The sequence below is a fragment of the Pseudohalioglobus lutimaris genome (assembly GCF_002866825.1).
Classification (GTDB): domain Bacteria; phylum Pseudomonadota; class Gammaproteobacteria; order Pseudomonadales; family Halieaceae; genus Halioglobus; species Halioglobus lutimaris.
Genome location: NZ_PKUS01000001.1, coordinates 179,126 through 203,826 on the forward strand (window position 1 = coordinate 179,126; position 24,701 = coordinate 203,826).

The 24,701-nt window shown below is 58.7% G+C and carries 26 protein-coding genes; 14 read left to right on the top strand and 12 right to left on the bottom strand.

Annotated elements, in window-relative coordinates; all coding sequences use genetic code 11:
- Positions 1-84 precede the first annotated feature (84 nt).
- Both C0039_RS00720 and C0039_RS00725 read left to right on the top strand, forming a co-directional pair.
- Positions 85-2,007: a 1-acyl-sn-glycerol-3-phosphate acyltransferase gene (locus C0039_RS00720; RefSeq protein WP_101516984.1), complete on the top strand. Its 1,923-nt coding sequence runs from the start codon at positions 85-87 to the stop codon at positions 2,005-2,007.
- 88 nt (positions 2,008-2,095) lie between these two features.
- Positions 2,096-3,295, top strand: a complete 1,200-nt coding sequence (locus C0039_RS00725) for a DUF418 domain-containing protein (protein WP_101516985.1) — start codon at positions 2,096-2,098, stop codon at positions 3,293-3,295.
- Positions 3,296-3,395: 100 nt separating this feature from the next.
- On the opposite strand, the gene C0039_RS00730 is transcribed toward C0039_RS00725, so the two are convergent.
- The 5 genes from C0039_RS00730 to C0039_RS00750 form a co-directional block, all read right to left on the bottom strand.
- Complete coding sequence (locus tag C0039_RS00730) at positions 3,396-4,298, bottom strand: bile acid:sodium symporter family protein (RefSeq protein ID WP_101516986.1); 903 nt, start codon at positions 4,296-4,298, stop codon at positions 3,396-3,398.
- Positions 4,299-4,375: 77 nt separating this feature from the next.
- The gene (locus tag C0039_RS00735) at positions 4,376-5,149 is read right to left on the bottom strand and encodes an NAD(P)-dependent oxidoreductase (RefSeq protein WP_101516987.1); all 774 of its coding nucleotides are present in this window, start codon (positions 5,147-5,149) and stop codon (positions 4,376-4,378) included.
- Positions 5,150-5,222: 73 nt separating this feature from the next.
- The gene (locus C0039_RS00740; protein WP_232334905.1) at positions 5,223-6,053 is read right to left on the bottom strand and encodes a Rossmann-fold NAD(P)-binding domain-containing protein; all 831 of its coding nucleotides are present in this window, start codon (positions 6,051-6,053) and stop codon (positions 5,223-5,225) included.
- Positions 6,050-7,072: an SDR family NAD(P)-dependent oxidoreductase gene (locus C0039_RS00745; RefSeq protein ID WP_101516988.1), complete on the bottom strand. Its 1,023-nt coding sequence runs from the start codon at positions 7,070-7,072 to the stop codon at positions 6,050-6,052. Before C0039_RS00745 ends, C0039_RS00740 begins: the two co-directional genes overlap by 4 nt.
- A gap of 123 nt (positions 7,073-7,195) precedes the next feature.
- On the bottom strand, positions 7,196-7,723 hold the full coding sequence (locus tag C0039_RS00750) for a hypothetical protein (RefSeq protein ID WP_101516989.1): 528 nt from the start codon (positions 7,721-7,723) through the stop codon (positions 7,196-7,198).
- 333 nt (positions 7,724-8,056) lie between these two features.
- On the opposite strand from C0039_RS00750, the gene C0039_RS00755 reads away from it, so the two are divergent.
- Positions 8,057-8,401, top strand: a complete 345-nt coding sequence (locus C0039_RS00755; RefSeq protein WP_075999556.1) for a CidA/LrgA family protein — start codon at positions 8,057-8,059, stop codon at positions 8,399-8,401.
- Positions 8,398-9,117: an LrgB family protein gene (locus C0039_RS00760; protein ID WP_075999557.1), complete on the top strand. Its 720-nt coding sequence runs from the start codon at positions 8,398-8,400 to the stop codon at positions 9,115-9,117. Before C0039_RS00755 ends, C0039_RS00760 begins: the two co-directional genes overlap by 4 nt.
- Positions 9,118-9,162: 45 nt before the next feature.
- On the opposite strand, the gene C0039_RS00765 is transcribed toward C0039_RS00760, so the two are convergent.
- On the bottom strand, positions 9,163-10,035 hold the full coding sequence (locus tag C0039_RS00765) for a potassium channel family protein (protein ID WP_165787001.1): 873 nt from the start codon (positions 10,033-10,035) through the stop codon (positions 9,163-9,165).
- A 336-nt stretch (positions 10,036-10,371) separates the two neighbouring features.
- Between C0039_RS00765 and C0039_RS00770 the strand changes: the two genes are divergently transcribed.
- Positions 10,372-12,669 carry a DUF6351 family protein gene (locus C0039_RS00770; protein ID WP_101516991.1) on the top strand — a complete coding sequence of 766 codons (2,298 nt, stop codon included), beginning with the start codon at positions 10,372-10,374 and terminating at the stop codon, positions 12,667-12,669.
- A gap of 58 nt (positions 12,670-12,727) precedes the next feature.
- Here the strand turns inward: C0039_RS00770 and C0039_RS00775 are convergent, their stop codons facing one another.
- Positions 12,728-13,708, bottom strand: a complete 981-nt coding sequence (locus C0039_RS00775) for an LLM class flavin-dependent oxidoreductase (RefSeq protein ID WP_075999559.1) — start codon at positions 13,706-13,708, stop codon at positions 12,728-12,730.
- 58 nt (positions 13,709-13,766) lie between these two features.
- Here C0039_RS00775 and C0039_RS00780 point away from each other — a divergent pair, with 58 nt between their 5' ends.
- Complete coding sequence (locus C0039_RS00780) at positions 13,767-14,132, top strand: DUF4345 family protein (RefSeq protein WP_075999560.1); 366 nt, start codon at positions 13,767-13,769, stop codon at positions 14,130-14,132.
- A gap of 18 nt (positions 14,133-14,150) precedes the next feature.
- Here the strand turns inward: C0039_RS00780 and C0039_RS00785 are convergent, their stop codons facing one another.
- Complete coding sequence (locus C0039_RS00785; RefSeq protein ID WP_075999561.1) at positions 14,151-14,699, bottom strand: DUF2058 domain-containing protein; 549 nt, start codon at positions 14,697-14,699, stop codon at positions 14,151-14,153.
- 393 nt (positions 14,700-15,092) lie between these two features.
- On the opposite strand from C0039_RS00785, the gene lysM reads away from it, so the two are divergent.
- Both lysM and C0039_RS00795 read left to right on the top strand, forming a co-directional pair.
- On the top strand, positions 15,093-15,617 hold the full coding sequence (gene lysM / locus C0039_RS00790; RefSeq protein WP_075999562.1) for a peptidoglycan-binding protein LysM: 525 nt from the start codon (positions 15,093-15,095) through the stop codon (positions 15,615-15,617).
- 87 nt (positions 15,618-15,704) lie between these two features.
- On the top strand, positions 15,705-15,962 hold the full coding sequence (locus C0039_RS00795; protein ID WP_207796342.1) for a DUF6116 family protein: 258 nt from the start codon (positions 15,705-15,707) through the stop codon (positions 15,960-15,962).
- Between the two features lie 50 nt (positions 15,963-16,012).
- Here C0039_RS00795 and C0039_RS00800 read toward each other — a convergent pair whose 3' ends face one another.
- The 3 genes from C0039_RS00800 to nhaR all read right to left on the bottom strand — a co-directional run bounded on the left by C0039_RS00800 (position 16,013) and on the right by nhaR (position 18,882).
- Positions 16,013-17,311: an NADH:flavin oxidoreductase/NADH oxidase family protein gene (locus C0039_RS00800; RefSeq protein ID WP_101516992.1), complete on the bottom strand. Its 1,299-nt coding sequence runs from the start codon at positions 17,309-17,311 to the stop codon at positions 16,013-16,015.
- 54 nt (positions 17,312-17,365) lie between these two features.
- On the bottom strand, positions 17,366-17,926 hold the full coding sequence (locus tag C0039_RS00805; protein ID WP_101516993.1) for a PepSY domain-containing protein: 561 nt from the start codon (positions 17,924-17,926) through the stop codon (positions 17,366-17,368).
- Positions 17,927-17,991: 65 nt separating this feature from the next.
- A complete protein-coding gene (gene nhaR / locus C0039_RS00810; protein WP_101516994.1) occupies positions 17,992-18,882 on the bottom strand; it encodes a transcriptional activator NhaR in 891 nt (296 codons plus the stop codon).
- A gap of 110 nt (positions 18,883-18,992) precedes the next feature.
- Between nhaR and C0039_RS00815 the strand changes: the two genes are divergently transcribed.
- The 5 genes from C0039_RS00815 to C0039_RS00835 all read left to right on the top strand — a co-directional run bounded on the left by C0039_RS00815 (position 18,993) and on the right by C0039_RS00835 (position 22,530).
- Complete coding sequence (locus C0039_RS00815; protein ID WP_075999566.1) at positions 18,993-19,376, top strand: HPF/RaiA family ribosome-associated protein; 384 nt, start codon at positions 18,993-18,995, stop codon at positions 19,374-19,376.
- 10 nt (positions 19,377-19,386) lie between these two features.
- Positions 19,387-20,055, top strand: a complete 669-nt coding sequence (locus tag C0039_RS00820; protein WP_101516995.1) for a Bax inhibitor-1/YccA family protein — start codon at positions 19,387-19,389, stop codon at positions 20,053-20,055.
- Positions 20,056-20,082: 27 nt separating this feature from the next.
- Complete coding sequence (locus tag C0039_RS00825; protein WP_075999568.1) at positions 20,083-20,823, top strand: tellurite resistance TerB family protein; 741 nt, start codon at positions 20,083-20,085, stop codon at positions 20,821-20,823.
- Between the two features lie 169 nt (positions 20,824-20,992).
- Positions 20,993-22,351, top strand: a complete 1,359-nt coding sequence (locus C0039_RS00830) for an MFS transporter (protein ID WP_075999569.1) — start codon at positions 20,993-20,995, stop codon at positions 22,349-22,351.
- A complete protein-coding gene (locus tag C0039_RS00835; protein ID WP_075999570.1) occupies positions 22,351-22,530 on the top strand; it encodes a zinc ribbon domain-containing protein in 180 nt (59 codons plus the stop codon). The genes C0039_RS00830 and C0039_RS00835 overlap by 1 nt, the downstream gene beginning before the upstream one ends.
- A 9-nt stretch (positions 22,531-22,539) precedes the next feature.
- Here C0039_RS00835 and C0039_RS00840 read toward each other — a convergent pair whose 3' ends face one another.
- Entirely contained in the window at positions 22,540-23,844 is a 1,305-nt protein-coding gene (locus tag C0039_RS00840; RefSeq protein WP_075999571.1) for a DASH family cryptochrome, read from the bottom strand.
- A gap of 142 nt (positions 23,845-23,986) precedes the next feature.
- Here C0039_RS00840 and C0039_RS00845 point away from each other — a divergent pair, with 142 nt between their 5' ends.
- Positions 23,987-24,643 (top strand): NUDIX hydrolase, encoded by a 657-nt coding sequence (locus tag C0039_RS00845; protein ID WP_075999572.1) that lies wholly within the window; start codon positions 23,987-23,989, stop codon positions 24,641-24,643.
- Positions 24,644-24,701 lie beyond the last annotated feature (58 nt).

Here is a 24,701-nt window from a genome sequence, read left to right on the forward strand (position 1 = left end):
CATGTGCATGCCCTGCGCAGAAATCGCTGGTCACCGCCATTTTCAGGAACCCGCGACAACGCATGGCAGTGACTGGTCGACACCATGTCAGTGTGTGACGTTTTTTTACACAACCGGGGCTATACTGGCCTGATGAACCTGCCAAAGAAAAACAGGACCGCCAACGCGGCCCACACCCTGCTCGATGAACCGGCATTCCTCGCAGAATTGGCACTGGCAGCAAAAGCGACTGGAAAGAGTGAGCTGCAAGCGTGCAAGCATGCGCGCAAGTGTCTGGAAGAGATGGCCGCAACCCCGCGGGAGTCCTGGCTGGCACCCGCCGCAAAGATGGCCCGTTTCGTCTATACGCGCAGCTACGAACCCAAGCTCGATATCAACCTTGAGGCGTTAGAGCAACTGCGCGAGCTCTCCAGGGATCACCTGCTGCTATTCCTCTGGTCACACAAGTCGCATATGGACAGCTTCGTTTTCCTGTTGTCGCTTTACGACAATCAGTTCAAACCGCTGCCGCTGGTATTCGCCGGCATCAATATGAACTTCCTCGGCTTCGGCGCGCTGGCACGGCGTGTCGGTGCAATTTTTCTACGCCGCAGCTTTCAGGAAGACGCCATCTACAAACTGGTATTTCGCCACTACATTGACTACCTGATCCGTAATCGCATGCCGCTGACGTGGTCAATCGAGGGCACTCGCTCACGCACAGGAAAACTCTCACCTCCCAAACTGGGCATACTCAACTGGGTATTGGAGGCCTGTGAGCGCGAGGAGATGCGCGACGTCAAGCTGGTCCCTGTCTCCATTGCCTTTGACCGCATAGCCGAAATTGATGATTATGTGGCGCTGCAGCGCGGTATGCCCAAGCGCAAGGAATCCCTGGGCTGGTTTCTTAATTTCATCTTCGGCATGAAGGAGCCCTACGGCAAGATCTATGTGCGCTTCGCCAAGCCCGTGGGCCTGGATGATGCCGCAGCGCCAGACATCGGTCCTACCGAGGAAGAAGGGCCCAGCCTGGCCACGCGCCTGGCATTTGAGGTGTGCACTCGCATGGAGCAGGTCACACCCATCAAGTCAGCAGATGTGCTCGCCATGGTCCTGCTGGGCGCCAACGGCCGCGCGCTCAGCGACCGGGAGGTCTTCCTGCAGGCCAGTGAAATAGCTGCGCTGGTGCGGGAAAAGGGGCTGCCGACGGCAAGTGGCTTCCGCCTGGAAGACGAGGAGCAGGTGGCTGCGGCGGTGCTGTCCATGCGCGGCTCCCGACTGGTAAAAGCGTTCGAGGGAGGCAGCACACCGGTCAGTTACATTCCGGAGGAACAACAACTGGCCGCCGCCTACTACCGCAACACGATCACCCACTATTTCCTCGCCGCGGCGCTCGGAGAGATAGGCCTGGCCATGAGTGTCGACGATGCCACGCTGGTTGGCGAGCCGGAACTGCGGTGCCGTGTCGAGCAGTTACGTGACCTGTTCAAGTTTGAGTTCTTCTTCAGGCCCAAAGATGAGTTTTGGGAAGAGGTCCTGGTAGATACATCACGTCGCTACCCCCGGTGGCGCCGCGGCGACACTTCATTGCACAAACAGCTGCGTGAAAGTCCTCCGCGTTTCGGTCATGCTATCCTGCGGTCGATTGCCGAGGCCTATCACGTGGTCGCCGCCACCCTGCTTTCGCTTGGCACCAAAGCAGCCCCGGACAGCAAGATATTCTCCCGCGATCTTTTAGGCCAGGGCCGCGAAATGCTGCTCAGGCGGCAAATAAGCGGTGAGTCCGCTATTTCAAAAGACTTGTTCAGCACGGGACTGCAACTGGCAGAGTACCGTCGACTGATCACAGGCAAGGCACCAGAATTACTGGCCCGAAGAGAAGAGTTTCTGCGTGAGACCACCGAAATACTCGCCGCCATTGAACTGCTGCAGGAGAGCTATGACCTGGCCTGGTTCAGCGTTGCACAGGCAAAAAAACAGCGCCAGTCTGCGCAGGGATCAGCCGCTTGTATCACACATCACCGATAAGCTCTGCGCGAAACATATACGGCTTCGCGACACTTTCTTTTGCCCGGCGATGCTGTTGAACTGACGAAACGAACTTTAGGCTTTTCGAATGGAAAAATCAGCAAACACGCGTATTGAGGTTATCGATGCCATTCGCGGATTCGCCGTCCTTGGCATCCTGTTGGCCAACATACAGAGCTGGAGCGGCTACAAGTTCCTGCCATTTACTGAGCTGGCAGAACTGCCCTATTACACCTTGGATGCCGTGCTTTACTGGTGGAACACCTTCCTGGTGGACAGTAAGTTCTACGCTATCTTCTCACTTCTCTTCGGTGTGGGCTTCGGACTCCAATGGGAGCGCAAGCAACACCAGGCCGAAACCTTTCTACCCATGTACCGACGACGCATGGCATTTCTCCTGTTGTTTGGTTTCCTGCATATGCTGCTGTGGTCCGGTGACATTTTGCTGCTATACGCGATACTCGCCTTTGTAATGATCGCCCTGCGTTCGCTTTCCCCCAGGTCTCAGCTACTGTTGGGCGTGACATTGATGTTCGCCTTCCTGCTTACCCACCTGGTGGTGTTGCTGACAGGAGAGCCTGAAGTCGCCACCGGGAAACTGGCGCACCACAACTATCCGGACATGAGTGGTGAGGCGGTTATTGCTGCCTTTGCCTCTACCGACTGGGGGCAGATATTTGAAGTTAACCTGCACAATATTTACTGGCGCTGGCACGATTTTATCCCCAATGGACGTATCAGTCGGGTGCTTGGCTTTTTCCTGATCGGTTGCTACCTGGCGCGCACAGGGTTTTTCACTGGCGCTGCGCGCAGGCCGCTGACTCTGCTCGTCTGCCTGGTCAGTGGCGTAGCCCTGACCCTGATTGCCATGAATATGGGGCTATCCATGGCCTCCTGGGCTCGTCACCCGATGGACCTGGTTAGCAAACAGCTCTACGTTCTGGGGCAGCTACTGATGGCCCTGGGCTATATGTGCGTACTGGTGCTCGCCTTCGAAACCGGCATTGGCCGGCAGCTGATGCACCCCCTGACCTTGATCGGTCGCACCGCATTTACCAGCTATCTGGGCCAGACAGTGATTGGTGTCGGCATTTTTTACGGGGTGGGGCTTGGTCATATCGCCACGCTGGGACTGGCACAGCTGGGCGTTCTCGCCATCGGCATCTATGCTTTCCAGGTCGTCTTCGCCAGTACCTGGCTACGGTTTTTCCGGCAGGGCCCGGTGGAGTGGGCCTGGCGCTGCCTTACCGCAAAAAAGATCTTGCCGAACCGGCGCAAAGCTCCCTGATTTGCATGGGTGGCTCGTCACCCGGGTTCTGCAGCGCATAAGATTTGTTATTCCCTGGCAAGCAAAATCGTACTGCCATCAATCACGCGCTGGCGGGACACTACCTGTAAACGGCAGTACTTGAGTGTTTGCGTTTCATCAATATCAATGGCGCAGACACCAGCAACTGCAGGGCACCGTATAGCAGCAGGGTAAATAACACCAGGTCGCCCAGCGCGGCTGTGGCGGAAACGGCAGCCGGAAATAGAGCGGCCTTGATCAGAACCCCCAGGTTCACATTGCGCACGACCACTTCAAACTCAATCGCCGTGGCATCCACCCGCGATAGCCCCAATACCCTGGGGACCAGGTATCCCATGACCGCCAGTAACACGGCGAAAAGCGCCACCATCAACATATTGTCTGCACCGAAAGCACCTGCATCGAGTCTTCCTGCGCTCGCCGAGCCGACCACAATCAGCAGTATACCCACCAGCGAGCCGCGAATACTCCACCTGGACAGCGTCGCGGCACTGCCCGGGTACATATACAGATACGTCATGCCGGCGGCCAGCGGCAGCAACAGCGTGAAAGCGATCTCCCGAATAATCTGTCCGGTAGGCATGGTGAAGCCCACGGGGAGGTATTGGCTCACCAGTACAGAGAGAATGAACGGCGTAGACACCAGGCAAGCCAGTGTGGTGATACCGGTAATGCTGATGGACAAGGCCGCGTTACCGCGAGCCAGAAAGGTAAAAATGTTCGAGGTGGTACCACCAGGTATCGCCGCAATCAGTGCGATGCCTACCGCCACACCTTCATGCACGCCGGCAAAACGCAGGAACGCAAAGGCAGTGACCGGCACCGCGAGCAGTTGCACCAGGGTACCGACAGTAACCGCGAGTGGCTCCGACACCACGTCGCGGAAGTCCTTGCCGGTTAGCGTGGCGCCCATGCCCAGCATGGCCAGCACCAGCTGCACGGCGGCAAACCAGTACTCATACTGAACGTAGAATTGTCCCATGGGTCGGGCTTCCTGTTGTTATTCCAGTTGATCGTGTAGATCTACACTGCCAGCAAGCTTGCAGAATAAAAGCCGCATTAACGGCTGCCCAGAAAGGGTCCTTTTGCCGAAAAAGTATCGGACCCTATCTGGTCGATCATAAATTTTGCCAGTTCCCCTGCACGCAAACGGAAGGCGGGAGGTGTTTCCATCGCTGCGCGAGGTGCTGCGCGAAAAGGCTGCGGATCAATCAACGGGCAACGCACCAGCGTCCAGTCAACCTTGCTTTGCGCGAGCAGCGCATACTCCGCCTGCTTGTCTTGCAGGGTCTCACGCAGACCCAGCCGCGCCAGGGTTCTTATCCACCAACCCAGCAGATTCCGATCATCACCGGGCATCACCACCGCCGCGCCAGATACCACCAGGTATTGCGAAATGCCAGCTTCGGTCATTTCGCGCAGCACCCTTTCGGTAACAGCGGAATTGATAAACCGCGCCGCATCACCATCTGCTTTGACCGGCCCCAATGCGTTGATGACCACGTCACTGCCACGCAACAACTCGCTTATCACGGCCTGTTCGCGGGCGTCGCCCTGCACAATGGTAATACGCTCGCTGAATGCTGCCAGTTTGGCGGGCGTTCTTGCCAGTGCGCGCACTTCATGGCCGCGGGCAAGCGCCTCTTCCAGCAGATACCCGCCTACCATGCCCGTTGCACCCAGCAGCGCCAGCGTGCGCCTCTCATCCGGCGAGACCGGTGCAGCACCCGAGGCCTGAGGCGACGGTAAAGGCGCATTGGCAGCGCAAGCCGCCAACAGGCAGATACCGATTGCAAGGCCAGCCAGGCGCAGAATGTCCTTAAAATGCAGCACGTTGGTGTAAGCTCCGCGGGCAGATGGGGTGTTCCACTAAGTTTGGCAAACAATTCAGGCTCGGTTGATAAGACTAGTCCAGTTGGTGGCGAACCCTGTACGCCGCTGCATAGTCGAGTGCGTCTTTATTGTCTATCAGTGTGCCATTGGGCAGTTCACCTGTACGCGCGCTGATTTCCAACATCGCCCTTCCCAGGTCAATACCGCGAATGACCAGGTGGCCGGGCTTGAGCAATAACTCACCCAGATAAATGCCCGGACCTGCGTTTTCAGCGGTGGGTCGCACCCAGGCAGAACGGTGCCCGAAAGTGCGCAGGCTGGTGCCTTGTGCCATTTCCGCGACGCGGCGCTCGGCACCGCCCTTGTCCTTTGCCCACTGGGCACTCTCCTGCTCGCCGGTGCCCATACCGGTAACATAGTGGAATGCTCGCGGTGCATCACTGGGCTGGTCCAGCCAGGCTTCGACAAAAGCGATGGGGAAGTCCACATGAATACGTCGGTACAGCTCTGCGTCCATACCGATAGATGATGCGCCCAGACCCCACATGACGGTGTTCACCCTGGCCAGAGTGTCGTCGAGTTCACTGTAATCGGTGAAGTCATTGTGCAGCATCACCTTCACGCGCCCCGACACCTGACCGCGCTCCAGGCGGGGGGAAAGGCGACGGGTCAGGGCGTATATTTCCTCGACATCCGGGTCTTCCATCGCTGCCTTGAGCAGACCATCACCGACAGAACCGCTGGCACCGAAGACCATCACCACCCTGTTTGCCGCCGGGTCGAGGTAGGCATCAGGATCCGGGGTTAACACGCCCAGGGTAACAGCGCCCCATAAATTGAAACCGACGATAATGATTGCGCAACCCGCTACCAGCACCTGCAGCACCCTCTTCAACATTTTCATACCAGGTACCCGGCTGTCATCTTTTCAGCAACTGACCATAGCCGGGCGGCCATGGCTTTGTCGGTCATGTGCTGGGGACCACTGACAATAACGGGATTACAGTCCTCAAAATAGGCACCAGAGACACCATTCAGAAGCGGACTGGTTGCTACATATAGCTGCGTCGCAGCCCCCTCCTCAGGACTTTTGGCGACCAGCCCGCCAAACAACTCAAAGCCCTCGCGCAGCAGCGCCGGGGCAGTGCGTGCAATGTTGGTTTTAACCAGGCCGGGGTGAATGGCATTAGAGGTGATACCGGTTGCCTGCAGGCGCTCTGCCAACTGCAGTGAGAACAGGGCGTTGGCGAGCTTGGAACGACCATAGGCTTCACCTGCGTCAAATGCTCTTTCGCCACGCAGGTTGTCAAAGTCGATACCGACTGCAGGTGCCTGTCGATACCCTGAGCGACTGCTGACATGCACCACCCGCGCGCTGCTGTCCTTGGCCAGCAACTGGGGCATTAGTTGATTTACCAGCACGAAGTGGCCGAGGAAGTTGACCACGAAGATCTTCTCGACGCCGTCCACTAGTTCCAGGTCACCAAAAGTATTGATGCCGGCATTGAGAATAACCATGTCAGGCACAAGCCCTAGTGCGGCCACCTGTGCCGCGCAATCTACCGCCGACTGAAAATCAGACAGTTCCAGAGCCAACGGTGTTGCCCTGCCCTCGACACTTGCGCAGGCTCTGTGAGCCTTGTCCAGGGTTCGCCCTGTACCCAGTACATGAGCGCCGCGCAGTGCCAGCACCCGCATGGTTTCGTAACCGAGACCAGAGTTACAGCCAGTCACCAACGCTACCTTGCCGGTGAGGTCCAGGTCGGCTGTCACCTCCTCTCCGGTGGAACTGGCGCCAAACGGACCGAGCGGCAGACTGTCATCCACAACAACATTGAATCCATCAGTGGAGCAGCCCCCCAGCAGGGGCGCAGTAGCCAGGGATACCCCGGTTAACAGGGCTTCACGTCGGGTCAGTTGCATTACTGCGCTCCTCATTCTGTTGCGGACAGTGCAGATAAAAGCCAGCGGCGAGAGTCACGCGCGCAATCGCTGCGGACAAGCAATTTACAGAGATTACCGAAGCAGAGCCGGCACTATCACCGCTCAACCTGAGCCGGAACTGGAAAACAGGATACGCCGCAGTGTCCCCTGCCCCAACTCCCGGTCGACCTCCTCAAAGGCAATCATAGGCACCAGAACCAATAACATCAGCAAGCTGGGGGCAATAAACTGAAGCAATGGCCTGGCAGCCAGCTCTGCCAGTGTTTCCGCGACAGCCTGACCATGAACCATGCCAACAATGAGCTCTTCTATTCCGGTAAATATCACCAACATTGCTAACAAGCCAAGCGCCTTCCAGAATATTTTCAGTAGCAGGACATTTGGCGTCATGCGCGTTCCGGGCTTCAGGGCTTTGCCAATGAGAATGAACTTGCCAAAGATCAGTGCCTTGACAACCGCCGCACTCAGGGGGAGAGCGGCTATATTTTTATCGCTGAGCAAAGCGCTTTCGTAGATCAGTATGGTGGAGAAACAAACCCAGAGGTATGCGCTGATGATAAGGTATTCACGCATCTCCAACTGCAGACGCTGCTTGACGGAGGCTTTTTCGCCCTGTGTTTCTTCAGCCATACCTGTTCTCCCAAATGACGGACAGAGTCCGCCAACAAGGTACGTCAAGCAAGCTGCTTGCGCAAACTCAACAGGTTTATCTTGCTTTTGGCTGTCATTGGTATGTCTTCAACCTTGCCGACCACCAGGGACCTTTGGGGACGCCACCAGCATGGCCGTTCAAGTCAATGCGGCCACTTGCCTGAGCACGGGAAAAGCACACATGTCACCATGTAGATCGGGCACCTGAACAGAGACAGATGGGTAACGACCGCGCATTGCTACTTTCTAACAACCCCACTAATCTCGAATTATCCAGGCCCTGCTTTTTCGTCACGTACCGGAGACAACGTCATGCTGAACTTTTTTGTTTTACTGCTGCTGTGTCAGCTTGCCGGCGAGGTGGTTGTTGTCAGTCTCGGCATACCGCTGCCCGGGCCCGTAGTCGGCATGGTGTTGCTATTTGTTGGCCTGCTCTTTCATGGACAAGTGCCGGCTCAATTGGATGAACTGGGCAAGGGCCTGCTCTCAAATCTATCGCTGCTGTTTGTTCCGGCCGGGGTTGGGGTGATGTTACACGCGGAGCGGGTAGGCGCGGAGTACCTACCCATTGCCGTTTCACTGGTGGTGAGCACACTGGTCACCATAGCCGTAACGGGCTGGATAATGCAGAAGCTGGCAGCAGAGCCGGAACAATGACCGGGGAACTGCAAACCATTTGGGTCTACCTCGCGGCATCGCCGCTGCTCTCGCTCACCCTGACCCTGCTCGCTTACACACTGGGTCTCTGGCTGCACCGGCGCGCCGGTAAGAACCCCCTGGTCAATCCCGTGCTTTTTGCGATGTTAGTGCTGGTCGCACTGCTGAGCGCTACCGATACCGATTACACAACTTACTTTCAGGGCGCGCAGTTTGTGCACTTCCTGCTCGGCCCCGCCACCGTCGCCCTGGCGATACCGCTATACAGGCAAGTGCGACAGGTGAAGGACTCGGCGCCAGCCATCATTGTTGCAGTGTTCTGCGGCTCGATTACCGCCGCACTGACCGCCGTGGGCATCGCCTGGGCGCTGGGGGCGACAGAGCCTACCCTGCTTTCGCTGGCACCAAAGTCGGCGACCACGCCCGTGGCGATGGGCATTGCCGAGCAACTCGGTGGACTTCCCAGCCTGACAGCCGCGGCAGTGATCCTGACCGGGATAATCGGCGCCATGGCAGGCAGCAGCCTTCTGGCACTACTTGGGGTAAATGACTCGCGCGCCAGGGGCCTGGCCATGGGCGTGGCTTCCCATGGAATCGGCACCGCGCGCGCCCTGCAGATCGACGACGTGGCCGGGGCCTTCTCCGGACTGGCCATGGGCCTCAACGCCCTGGCCACTGCTGTGCTGGTACCGATTCTGTTACGCTGGCTGTTTTGAAGAGAGCCGCCGACCGGGGTTCCGGCCAACCGAGCCTCAGCGGCATCAATCTATACGCTCTCCGCAGTGAGAGCAGAAAGACCGCTGCTGTGCCAGATGGCGGTGACTGGAGACCATGCGGTCGACAATTTCGCGCGACAGCCCCAACTCTTTCTGCAGGCGACGTACAGTTTCCTCTTCGTCATCATCCAGTACACCGTCCAGATAAGCTGTGGCAACGCGTCGGCTAACGTACTCTCGACGGCTGTTCAACTCCTCTGAGAAGCGCGCAGCGAGAATACCGGCCGGCAGCGCCATGGTACCGATACCCAGCATCATGATAACCATCGCAAGCAGCTTGCCGGCAAAGGTGATCGGGGTAATGTCACCGTAGCCCACTGTGGTCAGGGTAACGACCGCCCACCAGATCGCCTGGGTGATACTCTCGAAATGTCCTGGCTGGGCCGCGTTCTCCACGGAGAACATCAGACAGGCCGATACAATGATCAGGATCAGCATGGTCAGCATGGCCGCAGCAATGGCAGTGGCCTCACGTCTGATCACCTCGGAAAATATCCGCAGGCCGTCAAAATAGTGAGACAACTTGAGCAGGCGCAATAGCCGGAAAAACCGCAGATAGCGCAAATCAATAGCCACAAACAGCGCCAGGTAGAACGGCGCGATGGCCAGAAGGTCTATCAGCGCCATAGGCGATAACACGTACCTGATTCTGGCACGCCAGGGTGAAAACCTGGCAAACGGTTCTCTTTCTACTGCGACCCATACCCTGCCAAGGTATTCCAGGGTAAATACGGCGACTGAAAAGAGCTCAAACAGACTAAATAGCCACCCATATGTTGCGTGGAGAGCCCGGTTGGATTCAAGAATTACCGCCACGCCATTCAGTAGAATGAGCCCTACAATAAAGCGCTGAAGCACGATGCCGGATTTCCCGCGCCCTAGATCTCCCTCGAGAAGATTATGAATGGCCCCTCTCCAGGTTGGTGTCGCGCCTGCCATATTCCCGTGTACTCCGCTAAGCCGCGAGCAGGACCCATTTCCTGCCTTCTTTTTTTTGTATCGGCAGTACAGGCCGGAGCTTTAATTTATCCTTACTTTTTCCGCGGCAAAATTGAGACTGCCATCTGCAACGCAGTACTCTGGAGCGATCCGGGACGCTGCAAGCAGCTGAGGCCGATGCAAAAAACCTGATTCTGGACGATGCCCTTGCCACCAACTACGCTTAGGGGATTACTTCCTGTAAGAGTCCGTGTGATGCATAAAAATAATGCTGGTATTACGCTGCGACGCCTTCGCAGTCTCACCCTGCTATTGGTCATGGCGGCCCTTGCTGCCTGCAGTGACAGCAGTGATCGCAAAAAAGATGACAGCGACGTTGCCCTGGGTGAGTTCGTGCTCTCCATCCTCTCCAGCCCGGCGGACCAGGTCAGCGGCGGCGCTGCCAGGGTCTCAGTTGGACTACCGCAGGGCCTGGATGCTGCAGAGGTGGAAATCACCCTAGACGGCACCGATGTGAGCGCTGACTTCAGCCTCTCGGAAGATGCCACTGAGTTGCAGGGTGTGGTATCCGGCCTCACTGAAGGAGACAACCAGCTGACGGTAAACAGCGCCAGCGGACAGGCACCACAGGCTGAGTTGGTGCTTACTAACCACCCGGCGACCGGCCCCATCTTCTCCGGGCCCCAGCAGCAGCCGTTCCTGTGCGCTACTGACGATCATCGCGCGAGCCTGGAGCTGGGACCGGTGATGGATGACAGCTGCAGCGCGGAGACTGTTGTCAGTTACAAGTACCGGACAACAGCGGGTGCCTGGGCGGACTACTCGCCGGGGCAGGAACGCCCCATGGACATCGCCGAGACCACTACCATTACCGGCGAAACAGTAGATTTCATCGTGCGCTGGGAACGCGGCACTATAAATCGTTTTCTTTACTCTATCGCCATACTCGCCCCGGACGACGACGGTGAGGGCGCTCCGGAACTATCCAACTGGAACCGCAGACTGATCTACCACTTCCAGGGTGGCGTTGCCATCGGTCACTACCAGGGCAGCCCAAGTCAGAGCCGGGCCCTGTATGCCGACGGCCTTGCAGCGGGCTACGCCGTGGCCTACTCGACAGGCACCAAGACCGGCACCCACTACAACCTGCAACTCGGGGGTGAAACCGCCATCATGGTCAAGGACCGCTTCGTCACTGCCTATGCGGCGCCTGATTACACCGTAGGCGTTGGCGGCTCGGGCGGCGGTATACAACAATATGTCTATGCCCAGAATCACCCGGGTCTGATCGACGCCGGTGTACCGCAGTACTCCTACCCGGACATGATCACCCAGACCATTCATATAGGCGACTGCGAATTGATCGAGCGCTGGATAGACCTGCAGCTGCGCGAGGACCCCCAGTCGAAGTGGGCGGACTGGAATAACCGCACCTGGCTGATTGGACTTAACGCCAACAACGATGTCCCCAATGATGTGGTCAACTTTGGGCTTACCCCCTGGGTGCCGCCAGGGTCCAGCGAGTGCACCGCGTCCTGGCGCGGGCTTTCACCGCTGGCGCTGAATCACAACTTCGGCGACGCCCCCGGCATCACCCCCGAAGAGCAGGCCGAAGTGGAATGGACCCACTATGCCGACCTCATCAATATCTATGGTCGCGCCGAGGACGGCTTCGCCCGCAGCACCTGGGATAACGTTGGTGTGCAGTATGGCCTGCAGGCTCTGCGCGATGGCAATATCACTCCCGAGGAATTTCTAGACCTCAACTTCAACGTCGGTTCATGGGTAGAGGAGCAGGATATGGTGCAGGAGGGATGCCCCTTCTTTATCGACATCTGCCTGGCACTGGATTTCGAACGAGAGCTGTATCCTGATCAGATCGACCCCTGGAGCTGGCGCAATACCGCAGTGGCCCAGGGAGATAAACCGGCCCCGCGACGCAGAGCGGACGAGGGCGCCATTGCCGCTGCCAGGGACTCGGGCATGGTCAACCGGGGTGAGGTGGAAATCCCCCTGATCGATGTGCGCCACTACCTTGAGGACCAGTTGGACATGCACAACACCCACCAGTCCTTCGCGGGCCGCCAGCGACTGCTAAACCACGACGGCGACGCCAGCAACCAGGTCATCTGGTTCATCGCGCCGGGAGAGGAAGACAACTACAACAACACGATGCAAGCCTTTGCCGTGATCGACCAATGGATGGCCAATATTGAGGCAAACCCCGACGCCACAGTGGGGGAAAGCCGGCCCGATGAAGCGGTAGACAGCTGTTTTGACAGTGCCGGTGAGCTGATTGCAGCCGGGGATAATGTTTGGAACGGCATTCTCGACGACCGCGCCCCGGGCGCCTGCACAAAACGCTTCCCGCTGTACAGCACCTCACGCATTGTTGCCGGCGCGCCCATCACCGGAGACGTGTTCCAGTGTGCGCTGCAACCCGTTGCTGATGCTATCGACCGCGGTCTCTACGGCGATTGGGTGCCAGACGCACAACAGCGCGCCACACTGGAAGCCATATTCCCTGAGGGGGTGTGTGATTACGAACAGTAACGGGTCGTTGCGAGATGTTTAGCAACGCTGTGATGCTCGTGGCACAGCTGCTGCCTGACTATGGCCGCAGGTGAGGTAGAACCTCATTCTCAAACAGGCGCAACATCTCCCAGGCGCGCGCTGGTTCAATGCCTGCGAGCAGGGGGTTCAGGTATATCACGCTGTGTTCGCCCAGTTCCTGGCCAAGCGCCAGGGTCTCCTCGGGCGTGCGCACCTGGTAGGCGGAACTCTGGCGCACGGTTTCCTCGGTAATCTTGCCCGCGTATGGCCCTGCGGCCTCACCAAAAGCCTCCCGGGTCCAGGCGCTGTATGACGCGAGCTGGTGACATACATGCGGATGGATCCATTCCCAGTCACGATCGGGATTGTTCGACACCCACAAGAATATAGGACCCTGGGCGGGATAGGCACCGGGATCCGCTTTGCCCATGGCGATACACTCATCGCGATAGGGTTGCCACAGTCTGGGGTCCAGCGGCGGGAACCAGTCGTCGGCGATATGCGCGGCGCGGCGTGCGGCCGCTTTTGAGCTGCCGCCCAACAATATGGGCGGAGGTCCGGGATCCGGTGCCGGCGTGATATGGCAGCGCCGACCGTTCCATTCAAAAGGTTCGCCGCGCCACGCCAGGCGAAGGAATTCGCAGGTCTCGCCCATTGCGCGCCAGCGGTCTTTCAAATCCCGACCAAACGTCGCGAACTCGCTGGGACGATACCCGGCACCAATACCCAGTAGTAGCCGACCATCGGAGATCGTCTGGGTAACAGCCGCATCCTCGGCCAGCTTGGGCAGGTCATACAAGGGGGCGAGTAACACCGAGGTGCGCAACAGAATCTTGCTGGTGCGCGCTGCCATCGCACTGGCCAGGATCAGCGGCGATGGATTGTAGCCGTCCTCGCTGCCGTGATGCTCGCCCAGGCCGACCACGTCAAAGCCCACATCGTCGGCCCAGGCCACCTGATCCAGCGCGGCGGTGTATAGATTGTTACGCCGCGCGCCAAATTCCGGGGCACGCATGTCGTAGGTGATACATAGCTTCATGATTTTTATTCCCGCGGTTGCTACGCTGTGACTTTGCGGCACACAGGACAGAATAACAATGGAACTTCTTGCAGAATGGCTTCCCCGGGCAGGGGCAACATTGACGGTTGTGCTCGGCCTGATCGGATTTTTCAAACCACGGGCGATCACTGACTCACAACAAATTACCCTGGGCAGCCCCATGGCCCTTTCCGAAGCAAGAGTGGTTTTCGGCGGATTGCACCTGGGCGCGGGCGTCACCGCCCTGATGCTCAATGACCCGGCGGTCTACCTCACCCTGGGTGTGGCCTGGAGTGTCGGCCTGCTGGCGCGCTTCTACTCGATGGTGGCCGACAAAACCAGCCTGCAGCACTCGCTGCCAGGCATTGTGGTAGATGCCGTGATGGCCTTCCTGCTACTGGGTGGACTCTTGTTCAGGGCGTGACCTTCAAGTCGGGCGCCGCTACCACATCAGGTCGTCGGGAATCTGGTGATCTTTGTACCAGTCCTCCTCTTCCTGTGTGAGCACCACATCTTCATTCACACTTTGGGCGATGACCCGGCTCTCGTCACGCTCAGCGATCTTGTCGGCTACCTGTCGGGGAACAATTTCATGCTGATCGCCCTGTTTCACAATGGACAGCACACCCGCGCTCAGCTGCTTGTGTTCCATGGCGTTGACGTAAACCTTCTTCACTTTTTTACCGTCGGTGAAGTTGAAGCCCACGTCACCACGGCCCTTGGCTAGCTTGTTGGTTTCAATCAGCTGTTTGATCTGCGCGTTGATAGCCTTGCGCTCAGCCTTGCTATTCAATGCCTGATTGAGTTCCCGGTCACGCTGGACCTTGTCAGCCATCGCCTTTCGCGCCGCTTCCTTGTTCTCGTCGACCACGTCTACCCGACTCTTGCGGGCAACACGGGTCTCCTTGCGTTTCTGCTTGGCCATTTTTTTGGCCTTGTCTGCATCAGCCAGTCCGGCTTTGAGTAGCTGATCCTGAAGTGAGCCTGACATAGGGGGCATCCGTTGCTGCTGGGAATCTATTGAATACTACTCAACGCCGGTCGAAGACGCTACCGGCGCATCGGTCGCGCAATCAACCGGGGGGATCAGCTGAGCGCAACCCGTCGTGCGGTCGCTGCGCCTCCTGCCTGGAGGTTTAGTGCTCCGCGTGATCAGGACGCAGTGGCCACAGGCCATTGATCCGCCACCTGTCCATTCGCCTGGGGCGTCGGGACGGCCGGATGAAGCTACGAGTATAAACCCTGAATGGTTTTTTCAGGGTTGTGGAAGCCGACAGACTCGACAGAGCGGCCCCGCATAGGCTATACCTGAACGGACTCTGCTCGATATCAGGCTCCACAGCGATAGCGTGCATCACCCTGAACCAACTGAAGAGAACGACCAATGGGACTATTTGATTTTATCCAGGAAGCCGGTGAGGCTTTGGCCGAAAAAGCAATGGGCAGCACTGCCAGCGACGAACTCACAAAAACAGTCGAAGTTTCACCTGAGCGCGTCAATCAACTTCGCGGCGAGCAAATCGCCAGCGCAATCGCCAAGCTGGATATCGACGGTGAGCAGGTCAACGTTGCAGTCGATGGCAGTGTCGCCACGCTGACAGGTTCTGCCCCCAGTCAGGAAGCGCTGGAGAAGATGGTGCTGTGCGCGGGTAACCAGCGCGGCATCGGGAAGGTGGACTGCCAACTGGAGGTAGACGCAGTTGCTGCCGCGGCGGCTGCAGGCTCCTCAGCACCGGCGGCCGCATCAACTTTTTACACGGTGAAGTCAGGCGACACGCTGGGCAAAATCGCCCAGGAACACTACGGCGAAGCCAGCAAGTACACTGTAATCTTCGAAGCAAATAAACCTATGCTCAGCGATCCGGACAAGATTTTCCCCGGCCAACAACTGCGTATTCCCGCACTGTAAACCGAAGTATCGCCCGGCGGCTACCCGACACGGTACAGGGGGAGCTGCCGGATACATTACCGGATAGAGTATCGAGGCATAAATGTAGTGGCTGCTGGCAAACTGGCACGGGGAGGGGTTATCGGGGTCGTGGCAAAGTGGGCCTCACGCTTGCGCTTCCCCTATCTGCTGCTGATCACAGGGCTGCTGTTCGTCGTAAACCTGTTTATCCCGGATGTAGTCCCCTTCGCCGACGAGATCATCATGGGGCTGGTCACCGTCTTCCTGGCCAACCTGAAAAAGAAGCCACAGGATTCCGCCGCAGAAGGCAAAAACAAAGAAGCCTGGAAAAACAGGCAGCGCTAACCCTAAACGGGGACGCGGCTCCAGTGGCCACGCGCTGCATCCCTCTCCATCTATGCCCGGCTTTCGGCTCGCGCTTTTAACTGCGCTTTCTGCAGCGCCATCAGCTGCCTGGTAGCCGCCCACACCGACAGGGCCCGATTTGCTGCGCCCTGATTTCCAAGCAGGTCCAACTGCGCATAGAACCAGTACTGCACGGAAAATGTCGCCATCGTCTTAACCGTTTTTGAGGCCTGTAGAAAAGACAGCCAGGAGGGCAACAGGGCCAGCTCATCTTCATAGCGCTTCAACTCTGCGGCGCCCTGCAGCAATTGCCTGGGGGCATCGGTATCCACACACATGGGCCTGCCCAGGCCAATCACCTCAGCACCGCCGCTGGCCAGCGCACTCTCCATAGCCGAGCGCAGACGGAACCCGCCCGTCACCATCAAGGGCACCGTTACTTTTTCGTGCATGGCCCTGGCAAAGTCCACAAAGTAAGCCTCGCGCTTCTGAGTGGAGAGCGCCAGATTCTGCTTCTCTTCCGCTTCCACACCCTCCACACCGAGCAGTTTGGGCTGCTCGTAGGTACCGCCGGAAATCTCGATCAGATCAACGCCATGCTGCTGCAGCCACTGCGCCACTTGCACGCTGTCCTCGAAGTCAAAACCACCCTTCTGGAAATCCGCACTATTGAGCTTCACCGCCACGGGGAAATCCGCACCCACGGCCGCGCGCACCGCCTGCAATGCATCCAGCAGAATACGCGCTCGGTTTTCCAGTGACCCACCGTACAGGTCATCGCGCTGGTTGCTGCGCGGGCTGAGGAACTGGGAAATCAGGTAGCCATGGGCGGCGTGTATCTGCACGCCATTGAACCCGGCCTCTTTGAGGGCAGCCGCGGCCATGGCAAAGCGTCGCACTATTTCCTCGATCTCAGCGACGGTGAGCGCAACTGGTTCGCCGAACTGCCCACCGGGCAGGCCAAGCTTCACCGCAGAGGGGGCTTTGGGATGCGGGTTTACGACTTTCTGGGTTTGCCGACCGGCGTGACTGATCTGCGCCCACACATGATTACCACCGCGCGTCGCTGTCGTTGCCCAACTGGCCAGTGCCGCGCGCATCGCCGCATCGGGCTCACGGTCGATTACCACGTTGCCAGGGCGCTCCAGGTGATCGGCGTCTATCTGTACATTACCCGTCAACAGCATTCCCGCACCACCGTCGGACCACAGTCCGTAGAGACGCTCCAGCGCTTCCGTTGGCACCCCGGCGCCGTCGGCTAGCCCCTCAGTCATGGCTGCCTTGGCGATACGGTTGGGTAAGACAGCCCCACAGGGCAGCTGCAGTGGTTGCGATAACAGGTCACTCATCGGAGGTCCTCAGGCGTTAACCGTGTGATTGGTCAGGCAGGGTTTGAAACAGGCTCAACTCGCTATTATCGCTACAGCGAAAAGCAGCAGGCCAGCCAATGAAGAATAGATCGCCAATCGACGATATTTGGGCGTTTGCAGGGCAGTAATGAAGCCGGTGAGCAGCACGAGGAAGAGTCCTACCGCGAGAAAAGCTGCATAGATCTTGAACAGCTGCCCACCTTTGGCCTTGTGCAACTGCACAAGATTACGATACCAGGTGGTTTCTTTGACAACGAGGGTAGCGATGAGCTCATTTGAGGTCGGCTCCAGTACGACGTCCCGCTTGGAACCTGTCCACTCGAAAGCAAATGAGTTGCCAGCACTTTTGATCTTTGCGGCACCGGTAGGGAAGGCCAGTGATCGCTGCTGCAGTTCTTGCTCTACCAAGGCCTTGAGTCCAGGCAGCTCCTTACTCAGCGGCTCTGCAAGGGCCAGGGAGTACTCCTGTGTATTGTAAGAGCCCTTGATACCCCAGGTATAAAGCCCTCCGGTCACCAGGAACATCAACACGGCCGGGAAGATAAACGTGGCCAGAAAGAGATGCGCCTTGATCAGATTCGTTCTGTTGCTCATCGGCTATATTTTCCCTTGATTGAAAGGCAGAGATTTTGACCTAAGTGCCGAACGAGGTCCATCACTCACTTCAGCCAGGTTCTTGCGGTTTCGGTGATAGCGGCCACCGCAGGATGGGTAATTCTGCGCTCCAGCGAAATCGCGAAAAACTCCTCGGTAACATCCTCCGTGCTGCCGACAATTTCTACTCCGTACTGCTGGCAAATTTCATCTGCGATCTCGGTGGGCGCCATGAATACCCCTTTTCCCGCCTGACCAAACACTTTCATCAGCGCGCTGTCATCAAACTCACCGACTACAATCGGGTGAATATGCTGGGCGTCAAACCAGTTGAAAATCCGTGCCTGCACCAGGTTTATGTCACTGGGTATCAACAGTGGCGCACCGTCCAGGTTCTGCGGAAAGCTTCCTTCCAGGCCCTTGACCAGCTCTGCAGTCGCCAGGAAGCTTATCCCACTCTGCCCCAGCGCATGGTTGAACCCACGAATTTTAACGCCTGGAGGTATGGGCCCGTCGGCAATCACCATATCGATCTTGTGCAGCGCCAGTTCGGCAAGCAAGGCGTCGAGACTGCTTTCCCTGCATACGATACGCACAGGCTCCTTCAGTTCCAATGCAGGGGACAACAGACGGTAGGAAATGGTTTTGGGCACCACGTCCGCCACCCCCACCTTGAAGGTGATCGGGCGCGTCGCTGGCATGTTGTGGACGGTTTCTTCCAGTTCTCCTCCCAGGGAAAAAATCTCATCGGCATAGCTCAGCACCACACGACCGACTTCGGTCAACTCCAGGTTACGCCCCGCCTTGCGGAACAGCGCCTCCCCCAGGCTCTCTTCCAGCAGGCTGATCTGGCCACTTATCGTCTGCGGCGTGATATGCAGTGTCTCACTCGCACGAGTCACCCCGCCACGCTTGGCCACCACCCAGAAATAGTGCAAATGCTTGTAATTGATCACCGGCTCAAACCTTCGGGTATTTCGAACTAATGATAATAAATATACGACTATTCCACATGCGTTGCACAGCCTAATCTACGCCGGTGAGATCAACTCACCCCGGAGGCAACATGAACATAGACATACAGGCACGTGATTTCGAACTGACTGACGCACTGGCGCAACACGTCCGGCGCAGGCTGGACTTTGCCTTGAGCCCACGTTACGAGCAGATCCAACAGATACAGGTGCGCCTCGGTGACGTGAATGGTCCGCGCGGCGGTAAAGACAAATGCTGCCACCTCTACATCGTCCTCCCGCGCATGCAGGACGTTGTCGTGGAGGACACCGAAGTCGATATGTACGTCGCCATTAACCGCGCTATTGACCGCGCCGGACGCTCTGTTTCCCGGCGGCTCGCCAGGCAACGCGTTCGCCCACCGCGCAATGCGCAGCCAACCTTTGCAGACCCGGCCTGGACGGACCAGGACGACCACAGCCTGATGCAGGCTTGAGGAGCTCGACATGAACGCACAGATGACAAAGCAGGCCGTAGGGCAGGAGCAGGTCCTGGCCACCAACAAGGTCCTGCGCAACACCTACACCTTGCTGTCGATGACATTGCTATTCAGCGCCGCTACGGCCGGTCTATCTATGGCGTTGCAGCTGCCCCACCCCGGCCTGTTGCTGACGTTGGCAGGTTATTTTGGCCTGCTCTATGCGGTTACTCGCTTGCGCAACTCGGTGTGGGGCCTGCCCTGCGTGTTTGCGCTGACCGGTTTTATGGGCCTCACCCTGGGGCCGATTCTCAGCGCCTACCTGAGCCTGCCCAACGGCAGCCAGGTCATCATGACGGCCATGGCCGGTACCGCCATCGTCTTCCTTGCACTATCAGGCTATGCCCTGACCAGCCGCAAGGACTTCAGTTTCATGGGCGGCTTCCTGATGGCCGGCATTGTCATCGGCTTTCTTGGTGGTCTGGGCGCGATCTTCTTCGAGGTCCCGGCCCTGGCGCTCAGCGTTTCAGCCATGTTTGTACTGTTAATGTCGGGCCTCATTCTCTACGAGACCAGCAATATCATCCATGGCGGCGAAACCAACTACATCATGGCAACCGTTACGCTGTACGTCGCCATATTCAACCTGTTTACCAGCCTGTTGCACCTGCTCGGTGCCATGGGCGGTCAGGAGTAAGCGGCCCGCGCCGCAAGGAGAATCACGATGAACAATATCCAGGACCTTCTCGGTCAGTTTCTTGGTGGCAACACCGGTCCTGGCCAGGGGCAAACGGCACCTGGCCCTGCGGCCACACACACCGCGGGTAGCAGTATCCCGGGAGGACTGATGGGCGGTGCCGCCGCCGGCGGTGTTGTCGCACTGCTGCTGGGCAGCAAAAAGGCCCGCAAATTTGCCGGCAAGGCGGCTGGCTATGGCGGCGCCGCAGTCGTGGGCGGCCTCGCCTATCGCGCCCTGCAGAACTGGCGGCAGGCTCCCCAGCAGACCCGGCCACAGGTCGCTGCTGAAGCCGATCCGCAATGGGCTGCGCCCCCAGCGAGCACAGATAACCGCTTTGCAATGAAACTGGTGACGGCCATGATCGCCGCCGCCAAGGCCGACGGACATATCGACGGCGCTGAACAGGAGAGAATATTTGCTGCTGTTGAACAAATGCAGCTCTCTTCCAATCTCAAGGCCCTGGTACTGGATATGCTGCGCCAGCCTATCTCGGTAACCGACGTTGCCCAGGGCGTTGAAGGGCTGGAGCAGAAGGCCGAGCTATACACCGCATCCTGCCTGGCAATCGATGAAGACGACCCTCGGGAACGCGCCTACCTGGATCAACTGGCACTTGCGCTGAACCTGCCCACGGGCCTCTCTGAGCAAATTCGTCTGCAGGCACAGCAGGACGTGATCGAACCCGAGCAATCCGGCCCTGGCAACATGACCCGGCTCACCGGCTGACCCACTCCCCCAACAGCAGTCTTCCCTGACTGCTACCCCCCTGGCCAGCCTCGCGCTGGCCTTTTTTCGCGCACTCCGGGCTTTTGGTCCGCCGGCCCCGAAATGAATGTGACCTGCACCACCGCGGTCAGCGTATACAGAACATCAAATCGGCTAACATACCCTGACCATGACCCATTCCGTGCACTCCAATGCAGACGCGCCGCTGCCCCTGGCTACCCTTGCCGCCTATGGCAGCCTGGCATTTCCGATGGCCGCCGGCTTTATTGCCCTGCAGGTCATCGTGCCCACATTCTATGCGCAGGCCCTGGGCCTGAGTCTCACAGCGGTCGGTGGCATCCTGCTGGTGGCCCGCCTGTGGGACATGATCACCGACCCCCTGGTCGGCTTTCTCTCAGATCGCACTCCGGCGCATTGGGGCAGGCGCAAAATATGGGTCATCTGCAGCGCACCGTTGATTGCAGGTTCGGTGTGGTTGCTCTTCAACCCGCCCGCCGGGGTCAGTAATACCTACCTGCTGCTTTGCGCCATGGGGATATACATCGCGGGGACGATGGCCCTGGTTCCGATTAACGCCTGGGGTGCAGAGCTCTCCAGCAACTACCACCAGCGCAGCCGCGTTGCCGGCTCACGGGTGGTGTTTGGCCTTGCCGGCACCATGGTTGCACTGTTGCTGATCGACAACAGTAGCAACACAGCCCTGCAGGCCTCGCTGACGGCTATCGCCTTACTGGTACTGGTGAGCCTGGCGGCCACAGTGCCCGTCGCCACACGCTGGGTACCCGACAATTCGCTGGCCTCGCCAGAAGGCAACAACCTGCGCGGCGCACTGCGCCTTCTACTGCAACCCTCACCTTTTCGACGCCTGCTGCTGGCCTTCCTGCTCAACGGCGTGGCCAACGCCATTCCGGCGACCCTTTTCCTGCTGTTCGTCACCCATGTGCTGGAAGCGCCGGCACTGGCGGGGCCGGTGTTGCTGTTGTACTTTCTGTGTAGCGCTATCTCTGTGCCCATCTGGGTCCGCGTTGCCCGCCGCTATGGCAAGCACCAGACATGGTGTACCGCGGTCACCCTGGCCTGCGTGTTTTTTCTGGGCGCACCCTTTCTGGGCGCCAGCGACACGGCCTGGTATGTCGTCATCGTTGTGGGCACGGGCCTGATGATTGGTGCGGACCTCGCCCTGCCCAGCGCTATCAATGGCGATCTCATCGAATGGGACGCACATGCCAATGGCCAGCGCAGACCCGGACTGTTCTTCGCCCTCTGGGGTACGGCGTCAAAGCTGGCCTTCGCGCTGGCAGTCGGTTTTATTTTCCCGCTGCTAGACCTTATTGGCTTCGATGCCACCGGTGCCAACAGCGCTGAAGACGTGCGCATGCTGGCCGTCCTCTACGGCGTGCCCAGCATCCTGTTCAAACTCGCGGCGGTGGCGCTCATGTACAACTTCCCGATCGATGAGGCGGAGCACCAGCGCCTGCGTAATGAGCTCGCTGCCGACGAGTCTGAGGAGCGGTCAGGAGCCCATTGATGGAGGAGCATCACGACCACTGTCCCTGTTGTGGAGAACCCATCACCTTATTGATCGATACATCGGTCCAGGAACAGGAGTATGTAGAGGACTGCGAAGTTTGTTGCCGCCCAATGATCGTCAGGGCATGGGCGGACGCCGGATCGGTCAGCGCGACGGTGCGTGCCGAGAACGACTGATCCTCTGCATCATTCATCCAGGATGGGCCAGTCTGCAGCATCTGTGACAAACTCGGGCTGCCTGGGCTGCCTGCCCTGCCACTTCTCCACAAAAATACCCCTGGGGTCGTACTCCTGCGCCTGCTTGTCGAGATTGAAGTGGCGTCCGCCGCGCGGGTCTGCGCCCACTCCCGCGATGTACTGCCAGTTGCCATAGTTGCTGGCCACATCGTAGTCCAGAAGGTGCTTTTCGAAGAAGGCCGCGCCATAACGCCAATCCAGTCGCAGTTCATTAATCAGGCAGCTGGCGGCGATTTGCCTGCCGCGATTACTCATCCAGCCGGTTGCGACCAGCTGGCGCATTAACCCGTTGACCAGTGGATAGTCGGTACTGCCACTACACCAGCGCGCGAAGCTGCGTGGCTCAAAAGTGCAGCTGTGCAGCCTTTTCTGCCCACCGGAAGGCCGCATCCGGAACAGGCTGACATCATCGCGCAGCGCACGCCAGTGGAAGAACTCTCGCCACAGCAGCTCGAACAGCAGCCAGTAGGTCGACTCGTTGGCCGAGTGCGTTACTTCGAACTCACGCACCGCCTGGGCCACCTCGCGAGCGGAGATGCCCCCATTTGCCAACCAGGGTGACAGGGTGGTGGACCCGTCCAGTCCGTCGAGACAATTACGCGTCTGTTTATACACCAGGACGGTTCGCTCCTCGAAGACAAACTGACGCAGCCTGCGCCTGGCGTTCTCGCTACCCCCCCTGACCGGCAGGGCTGTGTGCGGCTGCGCCGCTGCCGGCGGCACACGATGAAAGCGCACGGCGGGCGGGCGCGGCAGGGACCCCGGCACTGGCAGTGGCTCGCCGCTCTCCAGGCTTTCTACCGCCTGTTTGAACGGCGTGAAATGCCTGGGCATATCTTCGAGAGCAAAGGGCAGGTCCTCGCGATCAAACAAGGTGTTCCCACCGTGCACCTGCAGCGGCACCTCCAGTCGGGCCCTCAACAGGTTCAGTGTTTTACGTTCGTAATAGCCCGGCGTCAGGCTGGTCGCCACTGCGTCAATCCGGTATTCCCGCACCAGGTCGGGGATCACCAGCTCCGGTGAACCCTCCAGCACCAGCAGGTTCTGGCCCAATTCAGCGAGTGCCACCTGCAAGGCCTGCAGGCTCTCGCGTAAAAAACGCTCTCGCTGGGGCCCCATACCGGTGGTATTGCACCAGGGGCGGTTGACGGGAAGCAGATAGACCAGCAGCAGGCCCCCGGCGTCCATCTGGGCGTGCAGACCTGGATTGTCCTGCAGCCGGAGGTCATTTTGAAACCAGTACAATTTGCGCATGCTTGATATACGTTAGTGACCTGATTACGGATGTGCAGTCCCTGCGCTGCACACCGGGGCTTGCAAACCGAGCAAAACACATGCGCTTGCCAGCGTCCGGACAGGGGATACACTGGCAATCGCAACCAAACGGGAAATCACCATGCGTCCGCGCGATGCCGCCACCCTCATTATAGTGCGCCATGACCAGCAAGTACTGTTGGGAAAGCGCAACGCAAAGCACCTGTTTATGCCTCACCGCTATGTGTTCCCAGGCGGTGCAGTCGACGCCGGGGATGCTCGCGTGCCCTGCCCTACTCCGCTTTCACGCCAGGTAGAGAAACAACTCACTACCTCGGTCAGCGCTGCGCGCGCCAGGGCACTGGGCATGGCCGCAGTGCGGGAGACGTTCGAAGAGACCGGCCTGATCGTGGGTAACCCCAGCAACCGGCCACCCAGGTCTCGCTCAGCCCATTGGCAGCCGTTTTTCGCCACCGGCCATATTCCCGCTCTCGACCGCCTGCAGTATTTCGCCCGGGCGATCACACCGCCTGGCATGGTGCGGAGGTTCGACGCACGCTTCTTCCTCTGCACAGCGGAGCATGTGCATGGTCATTTAAACGGCAACGGTGAGCTGGGTCACCTGCACTGGGTAAAGCTGGTAAACGCGCACAAGCTGCAGCTCGCGCCCATAACCCGCCTGGTACTGTGCCTGCTCGCCCAGCACCTTGTCCCCCATACCGCGAAAACCACAGAGGCCGCGCTGTATCGGGAGCTGGCGGGGCGGGAACTGGTGGAACTGCACTGGCCGGCACGCTGACCAGCCGCAAAACGGCTTTAGCAAAAAACTATCGCTGCCATTGGATTAAACGATTTAA